The organism is Specibacter sp. RAF43 (assembly GCF_052114065.1).
Taxonomy (GTDB): domain Bacteria; phylum Actinomycetota; class Actinomycetes; order Actinomycetales; family Micrococcaceae; genus Specibacter.
Genome location: NZ_JBFREA010000010.1, coordinates 21,683 through 34,435 on the forward strand (window position 1 = coordinate 21,683; position 12,753 = coordinate 34,435).

12 protein-coding genes are annotated in these 12,753 nt (G+C 67.4%); 9 read left to right on the plus strand and 3 right to left on the minus strand.

The window, feature by feature from the left end; genetic code table 11:
- Positions 1–3: 3 nt before the first annotated feature.
- The 3 genes from AB4Y80_RS07105 (at position 4) to AB4Y80_RS07115 (ending at position 2,544) form a co-directional block, all read left to right on the plus strand.
- Positions 4–1,437: an MATE family efflux transporter gene (locus tag AB4Y80_RS07105; protein ID WP_442213108.1), complete on the plus strand. Its 1,434-nt coding sequence runs from the start codon at positions 4–6 to the stop codon at positions 1,435–1,437.
- A gap of 9 nt (positions 1,438–1,446) precedes the next feature.
- On the plus strand, positions 1,447–2,052 hold the full coding sequence (locus AB4Y80_RS07110) for a hypothetical protein (RefSeq protein ID WP_442213110.1): 606 nt from the start codon (positions 1,447–1,449) through the stop codon (positions 2,050–2,052).
- A gap of 132 nt (positions 2,053–2,184) precedes the next feature.
- Positions 2,185–2,544 (plus strand): hypothetical protein, encoded by a 360-nt coding sequence (locus AB4Y80_RS07115; protein WP_442213112.1) that lies wholly within the window; start codon positions 2,185–2,187, stop codon positions 2,542–2,544.
- 52 nt (positions 2,545–2,596) lie between these two features.
- Here AB4Y80_RS07115 and AB4Y80_RS07120 read toward each other — a convergent pair whose 3' ends face one another.
- The gene (locus AB4Y80_RS07120; protein ID WP_442213114.1) at positions 2,597–3,604 is read right to left on the minus strand and encodes an N-acetylglucosamine kinase; all 1,008 of its coding nucleotides are present in this window, start codon (positions 3,602–3,604) and stop codon (positions 2,597–2,599) included.
- A gap of 183 nt (positions 3,605–3,787) precedes the next feature.
- Between AB4Y80_RS07120 and AB4Y80_RS07125 the strand changes: the two genes are divergently transcribed.
- From AB4Y80_RS07125 to AB4Y80_RS07145, 5 genes are all read left to right on the plus strand, one after another.
- Entirely contained in the window at positions 3,788–4,666 is an 879-nt protein-coding gene (locus AB4Y80_RS07125; protein WP_442213116.1) for a MurR/RpiR family transcriptional regulator, read from the plus strand.
- On the plus strand, positions 4,659–5,423 hold the full coding sequence (locus AB4Y80_RS07130; protein WP_442213118.1) for a sugar isomerase domain-containing protein: 765 nt from the start codon (positions 4,659–4,661) through the stop codon (positions 5,421–5,423). Before AB4Y80_RS07125 ends, AB4Y80_RS07130 begins: the two co-directional genes overlap by 8 nt.
- 39 nt (positions 5,424–5,462) lie before the next feature.
- Positions 5,463–6,878: an N-acetylglucosamine/diacetylchitobiose ABC transporter substrate-binding protein gene (gene ngcE, locus AB4Y80_RS07135; protein WP_442213120.1), complete on the plus strand. Its 1,416-nt coding sequence runs from the start codon at positions 5,463–5,465 to the stop codon at positions 6,876–6,878.
- Between the two features lie 95 nt (positions 6,879–6,973).
- Positions 6,974–7,873, plus strand: coding sequence for a carbohydrate ABC transporter permease (locus AB4Y80_RS07140; protein WP_442213122.1), 900 nt, complete (start codon positions 6,974–6,976; stop codon positions 7,871–7,873).
- Between the two features lie 5 nt (positions 7,874–7,878).
- Positions 7,879–8,769: a carbohydrate ABC transporter permease gene (locus AB4Y80_RS07145; RefSeq protein ID WP_442213344.1), complete on the plus strand. Its 891-nt coding sequence runs from the start codon at positions 7,879–7,881 to the stop codon at positions 8,767–8,769.
- A 10-nt stretch (positions 8,770–8,779) separates the two neighbouring features.
- On the opposite strand, the gene AB4Y80_RS07150 is transcribed toward AB4Y80_RS07145, so the two are convergent.
- Entirely contained in the window at positions 8,780–9,364 is a 585-nt protein-coding gene (locus AB4Y80_RS07150) for a CGNR zinc finger domain-containing protein (protein WP_442213124.1), read from the minus strand.
- A 73-nt stretch (positions 9,365–9,437) separates the two neighbouring features.
- Here AB4Y80_RS07150 and AB4Y80_RS07155 point away from each other — a divergent pair, with 73 nt between their 5' ends.
- Positions 9,438–10,460 (plus strand): EamA family transporter, encoded by a 1,023-nt coding sequence (locus AB4Y80_RS07155; RefSeq protein WP_442213126.1) that lies wholly within the window; start codon positions 9,438–9,440, stop codon positions 10,458–10,460.
- Here AB4Y80_RS07155 and AB4Y80_RS07160 read toward each other — a convergent pair.
- Complete coding sequence (locus tag AB4Y80_RS07160; protein WP_442213128.1) at positions 10,434–12,752, minus strand: heavy metal translocating P-type ATPase; 2,319 nt, start codon at positions 12,750–12,752, stop codon at positions 10,434–10,436. The genes AB4Y80_RS07155 and AB4Y80_RS07160 overlap by 27 nt on opposite strands.
- Position 12,753: the final 1 nt, after the last annotated feature.

The window sequence follows — 12,753 nt, forward strand, 5'->3', positions numbered from 1 at the left end:
CCCATGCCCACAAGCCCTGACCCCGGCACTCCCGCGACCGGCACGCCCGCGACCGGCACGCCCGCGACCGGTGCTCCCGCGCCGGTGAGTGCGGGCTCCGTCGCCGGCCCCTCCACCTCCGTGCAGATTCTGCGCCTGGCCGTGCCGGCCTTTGGCGCGCTGATTGCCGAGCCGCTGTTCCTGCTGGCCGACTCCGCCATTGTGGGCCACCTGGGTGTGCCGGAATTGGCCGGCGTGGGGCTGGCCGCCACCGTGCTCCAAACCGTGGTGGGGCTCATGGTGTTCCTGGCCTATTCCACCACCCCCGCCGTGGCGCGGCTCCTGGGAGCCGGGCGCCGCGCCGACGCCCTGGCCGTGGGCCGGGACGGGCTGTGGCTGGCACTGATCCTGGGCGCGGTGCTGGCCGCGGCCGGGTGGCTGGCCGCCGGCCCGCTCCTGTCCGCCATGGGCGCCGGCGGCGAGGTCTTGCGCTTCGCCCACGAGTACCTGGTGGTGTCCATGGCCGGCATCCCGGCCATGCTGCTGGTCCTCGCCGCGATGGGCGTGTTGCGGGGCCTGCAAGATACCCGGACACCGCTGGTGGTGGCCGGAGCCGGCTTTGGCGCGAACATCCTCCTGAACGTGGTCCTGGTCTACGGGCTGGGAATGTCGGTGGCCGGGGCGGCGCTGGGAACCGTCCTGGCCCAGTGGGCCATGGCCGGGGTGTACCTGGTGATCGTGGTCCGGGCCGCCCGCAGGGACGGCGTGGGCCTGCGCCCGGACTGGGCCGGCGTGCGCATGGTCTCCAGGGTGGGCAGCTGGCTGATGGTCCGCACGCTCTCCCTGCGCGTGGCCATCCTGGCCACCGTCCTGGTGGCCACGGCCCAGGGCCCCGTCAACCTCGCCGCCCATCAGCTGGCCATGACGCTGTTTACGTTCCTGGCGTTTGCCCTCGACGCGTTGGCCATCGCCGCCCAGGCCCTGATCGGCAAGGAGCTGGGCGCCGGAAACGCCGTGGCCGTGCGGGCGCTCACCCGCACCATGACGTGGTGGGGCGTCGGGTTCGGCGTGGTCACGGGGCTGGGCCTGTGGGCGGCCGCGCAGGGCGTGGGCTGGCTGTTCACCAACGATGTCCGCGTGCACCAGGCCCTGGCCGCCGCCCTGGTGGTGGCGGCCCTGGGACAACCGCTCGCCGGTTATGTCTTTGTGCTCGACGGCGTGCTGATCGGCGCCGGGGACGCCCGGTACCTGGCGCTGGCCGGGCTGGTCAACCTGGCGGTATACCTGCCGGTGCTGTTCTGGGTCCAGGCCGCGTCACTGGGGGACGACCCGGCCGGGCTGGCCTGGCTGTGGGCGGCGTTTGGCCTGGCCTACATGGCCGCCCGCGGACTGACCCTGGGCCTGCGCGCGCGGACCGGGCGGTGGGTGCAGGTCGGCGCCGGAGCCCGTCCCCGCTAGACTTGATGGGTGAGAGAAACAGCCGTGCCCAACACCGTCAATGGCAGCATCAGTGCCACCCCGGCTTCCCGGCTGTGGCAGCCGGTGCTGTTCCGTTCCATGATCACCCTGCTTTTTGGCATCATCACGGTCTTCTGGGGCGCCCCGGACGTCGTGGGCCTGTGCCTGAACCTGGGCTGGTACTTCCTGGCCCTGGTCGCGGCCCACTATTGGTTCGTGCGCCGGCTGGCGCTGCCGCGCACCGATCCTAAACGTTTGGCGCTCCTGGCCGCCGCGGGGCTCCTGGCCGTGGCCGGCGTCGTGATTTTCATTGCCGTCAGCACGGCCGTGGCGGCCTGGGTGGGTGGCGCGGCGCTCGCACTGGCCGGCGCGGCGGAGTTGTTCACCGCGCTGCGGGGCCCGGCGGGGAAGGCCGGCAGGTCCGCGCTGCGCAGCGATTGGCTGATTTCCGGTGTGTTGGGCCTGGGCACCGGGATCTTGCTGCCCTTCTTCACGGCCGCCGGCCCGCACGCGCTGCTGGGCGTCAGCGGCGGCGGTGCGCTGATGACCGGTGCGTTGTGGCTCCTCTCGGCGCTGACGCTCCGCCATGACGCCCGAAGCCGAAAAGGCAAGTAAACTAGGGGAAACCGTTCTACTTAATGTAGAAGTGTGAGTCCTATCAGATTGCAGGGCGCGGAAGTTGCCGCGCCGCCACCAGGACGACCCCCCGCTCAACCCGCGGGTGACGACCAATGCGAAGGATCAGCCGTGGGCAGCCAAAAGCCACAGAACCCCGAATCGTCCAACTCCATCAAGTTCCCCCTGAGCTTCTCCGTCGCCATGGCGGCGGTGGCCGGGGTGGTGACCCTGGTCGTCTCCGCCGGAGGCACCAAACACGGGCTGCGCTGGGACCTGGCGGCAATCGCTTTCGGCATAGCCTTCATTGCCACGCTGTTGATTGCCTCCCTGCTGGTGATGGGGCACAAGGAAAACCCCGCCTACCTCAGTGAGGGATCCGGGGTGAACCGCAAGTCCTCCGACCGCCTGGCCCACCTCCGCAAGGATGCCCGGGACGCCGCAGCCAAGGCCGAGGCCGAAAAGGACGACGGCGACCCCGCCGGATCCTGATCTTCACCCCCGGCGCGCGGCCGGCTGCGGGTGGCGGGAGGGATGGCTGCGGCTAGCCGCGCAACGCCGCCAGGGTTGAGCTGATGCGCTCAAAGACGGTCGCCTCCACCACGACTCCACTGCGTTTGAGGGCCAGGACCGCCGCCCCCACCACGCCGTCGTCCACCAAAACCGGGTGCGGGATCCCGCCCGCCCCTGACGGGACGTCGAACGCGGCCCCGGGCGACAGCCGCGCCACCACCTCGGCGGCCACCGTCCCGCCCTTCGTCAGGACGCTGCCGCCAAACACCAGCGGGCCGGGCGTGCGGGCATCGAGCACCGCCGTGAGTGTCCTGGCCAGCTCGTCAGCCGCCCGGTCGATGATGGCGCCGGCCACGGCGTCGCCCGGCACGAAGAAGACCAGCGGCGCAAAGCGGGAAAGTTCAAYGGGGCGCAGCCGGTAGGTCTCGGCGATCAATTGTTGCTGCGCGCCGGATCGGCCGTGCGAACGCTGCAGCGGATCGAGCGTGATGCCGAACTCCGCCAGGACCAGGGCGGTCAGGGCCGTGGGCTGCCCGCGCCCGTCCAGGGCGGCCGCCGCGGCGCGCACCACCTCCCGGCCCAGCCAGAATCCGGACCCCTTGTCGCCGAGCAGCCAGCCGGAACCGTCCGCGACCGCGGCGAGCTGCCCGCCCGCAATCCGCCCCGCCACGGCCCCGGTGCCCGCGATCAAGGCGTAGCCATCATCGTGAAAGGTTCCGGAATAAAAGGTACCCAATAAATCAGCTTCAATCATGACGTGGCCGGCCAGGCCCAGCGGCGCGAATCGCTCACCGAGCAAATGCTCCGGCAGGTCCAAGGATGCGCCCGCCATGCACACGGTGACGGTGGCGAACGGTGACGGGCCATCTCCCAGGGCCTTCCCGGCGGCCTCCGCCAGGGCATCCAACGCGCCCAAAAATCCCCGGGAAACCGGGTTTCCGCCGCCTGCCACGCCGTAGCCCAGGCACTGCCCGGCGGCCGTGAGAAACACGGCCCGCGTCGACGTGCCCCCGGCGTCTATCGCAAGGTGATTGAGCATCGTTACCATTCCGTGTCTCGACTGTGACTTGACTTACACTTCTGATGATAATAGTTTTCAGTTACTTGCGTTATGGAAGAAATGGATTTTCATATGTCAACGATCGCGCCGCGTCCACCGACAGCTCCGGCTGCCGGGCTGGTGAACCGCATTCAGGCCAAACTACCTGATATGCCGGCTGCCATGGCGAAGATCGGAGCCTACCTCCTGGAGCATCCGCAGGCTCCGTTGGAGCTGTCCATCATGGACCTGGCGGAGCAAACCCGGACCTCCCCGGCCACGGTGACCCGCTTCTGCCGGCTCCTTGGCTACGCCGGGTACGTCCCCTTCCGGGTGAGCATCGCCTCCGACCTGGGCCGCAGCGATGCCCGCGAGTCCTGGAAGGCGGATATTGGCCGCGCCTTTGGCCCCGACGATCCGGCCCGCGATGTCCTGAGCACCCTGGTCAATGCGCATACCAGGTCGCTGCAGGAAACCGCGACGCTCATGGACCTGGCGCTGATGAACAAGATTGCCCGCCGCATCGCCATGAGCTCCCATGTGGACATTTACGGCATCGGCGGCAGCGCCGTCATGGCCAAGGAGCTCCAGTCCCGGCTGTACCGGATCGGGGTGAACTCCCACCATTGGTCCGAGGTGCACGCCGGCCTGACAAGCGCGGCCATCCAGGACGGGGACTCGGTGGCGATCGGGATTTCCAACACCGGACGCACGGAGGAGACCATCCAAATGCTGCGCGAGGCCGGTGAGGCCGGAGCCCTGACCGTCGCGCTGAGCAACAATCCCCACTCCCCGCTGGCCGCCGGCGCCGACCTGGCCATCATCACCTCCGTCCATGAGCAGTTCCTGCAGCCGGACGATCTCTCCGCCAAGCACGTGCAATTGCTCGTCCTGGATTTGATCTACCTGCTGGTGGCGCAGGTGAACTTCTCCCAGACCACCTCCAAGCTGGCAGCGTCCGCCCTGGCGGTCTCGCCGCACCGTCGGCCCACGCGGGCGGCGCGCATGGAACTCAATCACCGTGGATCCGGCGGCACGGGAGGGCGGCGCCACAATGTCTGAGAATCTGGCGACTTTCGCCCTGGAGGTTTCCGCGCGGCTGGACGAACTCACCCGGTGGGCCGTCTCCGGCGGCCTGGACGGTGCCGCCGCCGCGCTCGTGGACGCACTGGGCGCCGGCGGCGTTATCCAGGTTTTCGGCACGGGGCATTCCGAGGCGTTCGCCATGGAAATAGCCGGCCGCGCCGGGGGGCTGATCCCGACCAGCAAGATCGCCCTGCGGGACCTGGTACTGCACGGCTCCCGGGACGCATCCTCCCTGAACTCGCTGGAGACCTCCATCCTGGAACGTGAAACGGGGATCGCCGAGGAACTTTTTGACGTCTCACTGGTGGATCCGCGCGATATCTTCATCATCGCCTCCAATTCCGGGGTCAACGGCTCCGTCGTCGGACTCGCCCTGCTGGCCAGGCAGCGGGGGCACAAGATCATCGCCGTCACCAGCCTCGAACACACGAACGCCGTGGAAACAAAACACCCCAGCGGGCTGCGCCTGAGTGAAATTGCCGACTTTGTCATCGACAATAGGGCGCCGTTTGGCGACACGACCTTGGAAGTTTCCGGCGGAGGAGGTGTTGGTGCGGTCTCGTCGATCACGGGTGCGTACATAGCTCAAATGCTCACGATTGAGACCGTCAGGCGCCTTGTTGACGCGGGGGAGAAACCGCCCATTTATGTTTCAGCAAACATCCCGGGCGGGGACGAACACAACGCCGCACTGGTGGGCCGCTATGCCGGCCGGCTTAGGCGCGACGCATGACTCTATAGTTCGCACCATCAATGGAAGGCAGTATACAAAATGAGTATTTTGAACAAGCCGCTCCAGCGTCGCGGGTTTCTCCGCGGCGCACTGGCTACCGCCGTGCTTGTCCCCCTGGGTGGCTCCCTGGCTTCCTGCGCCGGCGGCGGCGGCAGCACCTCCACCTCGGCCGCTGCCGGCGGCGAGAAATCAGCCACCAACCCCTTCGGTGTGGCCAAGAGCGCCAAGCTTGACGCCGTCATCTTCAAGGGCGGCTACGGGATCGATTACGTCGACTTCGCCGGGGCGATCTTCTCCAAGAACTACCCCGGGTCCAGTGTGAAGATCAGCCCGTCCACGGACATCGCCCAGGAACTCCAGCCCCGGTTTGTCGGCGGCAACCCGCCGGACTTGATCGACAACTCCGGCGCCAAGGCCATCGGCTTCAGCACCATCTTGGACCAGCTGGAGGACCTGACCAGCATCACCGAGGCGAACAACCTCGAGGGCACCAAGATCGCGGACACCCTCTACGACGGCGTGTTGGCGCCCGGGACGTTCAGCGGCAAGCTTGCGGCCCTCAACTACGTGCTGACCGTCTATGCCGTGTGGTATTCCAAGAGCTTCTTTGACGCCAACGGCTGGAAGGTCCCCACAACCTGGGACGAGGCCATGGATCTGGGCGCGAAGGCCAAGGCCAAGGGCAAGTACCTCTTCGTGTGGGGAAAGGAAGCCGCAACTTATTACCAGGAGATGGCCATTTCCTCCGCCGTCAAGGAGGGTGGGGACCAGGTCCGCCTGGACTTGGAGAACCTGACGGAGAAGTGCTGGTCCGCCCCTGCGCTGCAGAGCGTCTTTGGTGCGCTGGAGAAGATCGTCAAGGCCGGGTACTTCAAGCCTGGCGGCTCCGGCACCCAGTTCACGGCCGCCCAGGCGCAGTGGAGCAACAACCAGGATGCGCTGTTGTACCCGTCGGGGTCGTGGATCGAGAACGAGATGAAGGATCAGACGAAGTCCGACTTCAAGATGACCGGCGCCCCCGTGCCGGTTGTCTCCGCGAGCCCGAAGATGGCCCAGACCGGCCTGCACTCCGCGGCTGGTGAGCCCTTCATCGTCCCGTCCAAGGGTGCCGACGTTCCGGCGGGCAAGGAATTGCTGCGCATCATGCTCTCCAAGGAGGCGGCCACCAACTTTGCCAAGACGAAGCTGGCCCCGACCATCGTCAAGGGCACCGTCCCGGCGGACGGCTTCGGCTCCACCGCGCTGGTCTCCCAGACGGCAATGCTGGACGCCGCCAAGAAGGACATCTATACCTGGAACTTCATCGACCTCTACGGCATGAACCAGGACCAGCTGGTCGTGTGGAACTCCTTCCTGGACGGCAAGCTGGACGCTGCGGGACTCACCTCCGGCCTGCAGAAGATTACCGACAAGGTCCGCAATGACAGCTCGGTGAAAAAGATTGAAGTGAAGTGACACAAGTTAGCCATCGCGTGCAGCCGGGCGGCGGCGTCCCCGCCGCAGCCCGGCGGCGGCGCCGGAGAAACCTCACGTTCGATAAGGTCAGCTTCATGGCAGTCTTCCTCGGCGTGCCGTTGGCGATCTACCTGGTCTTTGTGATCTCGCCGTTCGCCCAGGCGGTGTACTACTCCCTGACCAGCTGGAGCRGCTTCAACAACGAGATGCCGTTCATCGGGCTCGAGAACTACGTCAAGCTGCTCCACGACGATATTTTCTTGATCGCCGTCCGCAACAGCATCATTCTGGCCATCTTCCTGCCCGTGATTACCGTGATCCTCAGTCTTATCTTGGCAACGCTGGTGACCATTGGGGGCAGCAGCCGGGGCCAAATCAAGGGACTGCGCGGCGCGGGTTTCTACCGCATCATCTCCTTCTTCCCCTACGTCATCCCGGCAATCGTCATTGGCATCATTTGGATGCAGATCTACGACCCCAGCTCCGGGCTGCTCAACGGGCTCCTGACCGGCCTGGGCTTTGACGGCGTGAAGTCATTTCCCTGGCTGGGCGATCCGCGCACGGCCATGGTCGCCTCCATGGTTGTCATCGTCTGGGGTTTCATCGGTTTTTACATGATCTTGTTCATCGCCGCCATCAAGGGCATCCCGGCGGAAACGTACGAAGCCGCGCGCATCGACGGGGCCGGACGCTTCCGCACGGCCATCAGCATCACCATCCCGCTGATCCGCGACAACATCCAGACCGCCTACATCTACATGGGCATCCTGGCCCTGGACGCTTTCGTCTACATGGCCATCCTCAACTCCGGCGGCGGCCCGGACAATGCGACCCTGGTCATCTCCCAAAAGCTGTTCACCACGGCCTTCTCCAAGAGCCAATTTGGCTTGGCCTGTGCCATGGGCGTGGTTCTGGCAAGCCTTACCTTGATCTTCTCCGGGATTGTCTTCCTGGTAAACCGCCTCACCGGAGGCACTACGGAGGTGTCTGAATAGTGTCAATCAAACTGACCAATAAAACCCCCGTGGCGCCCGGCCACGCTGACCGCAAGGCCCAGGAAACACGGGGCGACAAGGCCGTGGCCGGCATATCCCACGCGCTGTTGGCGCTGTGGGCGCTGATGGTCCTGGTGCCGCTGGCGTGGACGCTGCTGTCCTCGTTCAAGACGTCCAAGGAAATCTTCGCATCGCCATTTGGCCTTCCGGAGCAGTGGAGTTTCAAAAACTACGTCACGGCCTGGGACACCGCCGGCATCGGCAGGTACTTCTTCAACACCGTCGTCGTGGTCGGCTGCGCCCTGGTCATCGTCATGGTGCTCGGGGCCATGTGCGCCTATGTCCTGGCCCGGTACGCGTTCCGGGGGTCGCGCGCCATCTACTACCTGATGCTCGCCGGCCTGACGTTCCCGATCTTCCTGGCGATCGTCCCGTTGTTTTTCATCCTGAAGAACATCGGGCTGCTCAATACCCTGCCCGGGCTGATCATCGTCTATGTGGCGTTTGCGCTGCCGTTCACCGTGTTCTTCTTGTTTGCGTTCTTCAAGGCCCTGCCACATGAAATCGCCGAGGCGGCGCAGATCGATGGGGCCGGGGAGTGGCGCACGTTCTTCCAGGTCATGCTGCCCATGGCGAAGCCCGGCCTGGCCTCCGTGGCGATTTTCAACTTCCTGGGCCTGTGGAACCAGTTTCTGATCCCGGTGGCGATCAACACCAATAGCGAAAACTATGTCCTGTCCCAAGGCATTGCCGCCTTTGCCGGCCAGCAGGGCTACGCGGTGGACTTCGGCTCGCTGTTCGCCGCCGCCGTCATTGTGGTGGTTCCCGTGCTCATCGCCTACGTGCTCTTTCAGCGCCAACTGCAGGGTTCGGTCTCCGCCGGGACCATGAAGTAGCCGGCCGGCCTCACGTCCGCGTGGCCTTCTCGGCCAACTGGCGACGCCGGTACGCGGCCACGTGGGCCCGGTTGCCGCAGTTGCCCGTATCGCAATAGCGCCGGGACCTGTTCTTGGAGAGGTCGATCAGCACGGCCTGGCAGTCGTCGGCCGCGCAAACCTTCAGCCGGCCCAGCTCCTTGCCGCGGATCACGTCCACCAGGGCCATGGCGGCCTCCACCCCCATGCGCTGGGCCAGCGGGGCGACCTGCGCGGTGGCGTGCAGGTGCCAGTCCCATTGGTCGTGCTTGACGAGTTGGGGCAGGGCCCTGGCGCGCGCCAACACCTCGTTGACAAGCCGGGCGGCCGTATCCTCCTCGGCCGTCCAGATGGTCCGCAGCTCGGTGCGCATGCGGCGCACCGCACGCAGCTCGGCCTCCGAATGCTCCCGCAGCCCGGTGACTTGCTCCGCCAGGACGAACCGGTCCAAATCCGCCACCGTGGCCAGGCCGTCCGGCTCACCGCCGCCACCGGCGGCGGCGATGCCGGTGGGTGCCGTGTTGATCAAGTTCGCGGCCGATGCCAGGGCCACCTCGGTGTCATTAGTAAAGATCACGTTGACTCCTGACAATTCATGGGCGTAATGTCATTAGTCTAACGCCTTTTACCCATGACATACGGATACACCCATGACCCCAGCCAAGACCACTCCCACGTCCATCCTGCCGGCGCTCAAGCCCACCCGGATCGGATCGCCCGCGCTGCTGTTTGCCTTTGCGTCGGCCGCGACGTTCGCGCTCTCCGGACCCTTCGCCAAGTCGCTGTTCGAGATCGGCTGGTCGCCGGGGGCCGCCGTGGCCGCCCGCATTGGCGGGGCCGCCGTCGTCCTCCTCATTCCGGCGCTGCTGACCCTGATCCGCAGATGGGCTGCGGTCAAGGGGTCCCTGGTGCGCATCGCGATCTATGGGATCGTGCCCATCGCGCTGTGCCAGCTCTTTTACTTCAACGCCGTCGAGCACCTGTCCGTGGGCGTGGCGCTGCTGTTGGAATACCTGTCCCCGGTGCTGCTGGTGGGCTGGGCCTGGCTGACCACCCGGACCCGCCCGCGCCTGCTCACCATCGTGGGCGCCATGGCCGCCATGACCGGGCTGGTGCTGGTGCTGGATCTGGCCGGTGGGCAATCCATCAGCGTCGAGGGCATCCTGTGGGGCCTGGCCGCGGCGGTGTGCTCGGCCGTGTTCTTCATCATGTCCTCGCGCGCCAATGACAACGTCCCTCCCATCCTCATGGCCGGGGGCGGCATGGCCATGGGCGCCGTGCTCATCGTTGCGCTGGGGCTCAGCGGCGTCATGCCCCTGACGTTCAACAGCGCCAGTCCGGTCTTTGCCGGCCATCATGTTCCATGGTTCGCACCCGTGCTGGGGCTGGTGCTCGTGACCACCGTGTTCGCGTACGTGGCCGGCATCATCGCCACGCGCGGGCTCGGCTCAAAGGTGGCATCCTTCGTGGCCTTGTTTGAGGTGCTGTTTGCCGTGCTGTGGGCGTGGCTCCTGCTCGGGGAGCTGCCCCGGATGATCCAGCTCCTGGGCGGGCTGTGCATCGTCGGCGGCGTGGTCATGGTCAGGGTCGATGAGCTGCGCGGATCCGCCCGGCGCGGCCCGTCGTATGTGGTGGACCTCAAGGCGCTACCGGCCGAAGCGGCGCAGCCGTAGCGAGTTCACCACCACCAGCACCGAGCTGGCGGCCATCGCGGCCCCGGCGATCATCGGGTTCAACAGCCCCAGGGCGGCCACCGGGATCCCGACCGCGTTGTAAAAGAAGGCCCAGAACAGATTGGCCTTGATGGTGCCCAGCGTCCGCCGGGACAGTTCGATCGCCGTGGCAACCTGGCCGAGCTCGTTGCCCATCACGGTCAGGTCGGCGGCCTCGATGGCCACGTCGGTGCCCGAACCCATGGCAATGCCCAGGTCGGCCTGCGCCAGGGCGGCGGCGTCGTTGACACCGTCGCCGGCCATGGCCACGACGGCTCCGCCCGCCTGGAGCCTGCGCACCGCGGCCACCTTGTCCTCCGGCACGGCGTCGGCCATCACATCCTCCGGGGCGATCCCCACCCGGTCGGCGACCAGGGCGGCCACCCCGGCGTTGTCCCCGGTGAGCAGCATCGGGCGCAGGCCCAGCCGCTTCAGGCGGGCAATGGCCGCGGCGGACCCGGCCTTGACGGTGTCCGCCAGGGTGATCAGCCCGACGGCGTGCCCGTCCACGGCAACCCAGACGGCGGTGGTGCCCCGGCGCTGGCGTTCCACGAGCGCGGCCCGATCCGCCGCCGTCGTCTGCACCTGGTTTTCCGCCAGCCAGCCCGACCGGCCCGTCACAACCGTCAAGCCGTCGACGACGGCGCGCACGCCGCCGCCGGGGGAGGAGGCAAAGTGTTCCAGGGGCGGCAGGCCGCCCTGCCGCCGGGCATGGGCCGTGATGGCGTGGGCGATCGGGTGTTCGCTGTGGGATTCCACGGCCCCGGCAAGGCGGAGAATCTCCGCAGCCGGCAGACCCGCCAGGCTCACGACATCGACCACGGACAGCCTGCCATCGGTCACGGTGCCCGTCTTGTCCAGCAGGATCGTATCAACCCAGCGCGAGTCCTCCAGCACCTGGGGCCCCTTGATCAGGATGCCAAGCTGCGCCGCCCGACCGGTGCCGGTCAGCAGCCCCACCGGGGTGGCCAGGCCCAGGGCGCACGGACAGGCGATGATCAGGACCGCGACGGCGGCCGTGAAAGCCCGCTGGAGTTCGGCCAGCCCAATCACCGGGCCCGAAAAGACCAGCCACAGGACCAGGGTCAGCACGGCGATGCCCAGGACGATGGGCACAAACACGGCGCTGATGCGGTCCGCGAGCCGGGCGATCGGCGCCTTGCCGGCCTGCGCCCGGCTGACCAGCCGGCCCATCTGGGCCAGCGTGGTTTCACTCCCGACGCGCGTGGCCCGCACCAGCAGGCGGCCGGAAGCGTTGATGGTGGCGCCCGTGACGGCGTCGCCCGCCGCGACGTCCACGGGCAGGGACTCCCCGGTGATGAGGGAGGTGTCCACACTGGAGGCGCCGTCGGTGACCACGCCGTCCGTGGCGATCTTCTCCCCGGGACGGACCACGAAGACCTCGCCCACGGCCAGCTCCGAGGCAGGGATCTCGACCTCGACGCCCTCGCGCAGCACGGTGGCCGCCTTGGCACCCAGATTCAGCAGCGCCTTGAGTGCGTCCCCGGCCTTCGCCTTGGCCTTCGCCTCAAGGTAGCGGCCCAGGAGCAGGAACGTCACGACCACGGCCGCCACTTCAAAATACAGCGACGCATGCTCTCCCTCCATGGCCGCGCCCTGCGCGGTAAGCTGCGGATCCGCCAGCAGGGTAATCGTGGAGAACAGGAATGCCGCGGTGACCCCGATCGAGACCAGCGTGTCCATGGTGGAGGCAAAGTGACGGGCGTTGATGGCCGCCGCACGGTGGAACGGCCAGGCCGACCACGCGACAACCGGCAGCGACAGGACGCCGGCCACCCAGCCCCAGTGCGGGAATTGCAGCGCCGGGACCATGGAGATCAGGAACACCGGAAGGGTCAAGCTGGCCGCCAGGATGAGCCGCGGACGCAGCATGGCCGCGGAGCCGCCATGCGCCATGTGGTCGTGCTCCGCCGGCGCCGTCCCCATGCCGGCGTGCGCGGCGTCCGGGCGGGCCTCATGCGGGCCGGCGTCGTGCGCGGGAAGGGCGGTGTCCTTCAGGGTGGCCTTGTAGCCGGTGGCGTTGACGGTGGCGAGGACCTGCTGGTCGGTGATGCCGGCCGGGACCGTGACCCGCGCCGATTCCAGCGGCAGGTTGACCGAGGCGCTGACGCCGTCGAGCTTGGCGAGCTTGCGCTCCACCCGGCTCACGCACGAGGCGCAGGTCATGCCCGCGATGTCCAGCTCCACCGTGCGGGTGCCGGGGCGCTCGGCGGCGATGTCTGCGGCGCTCATG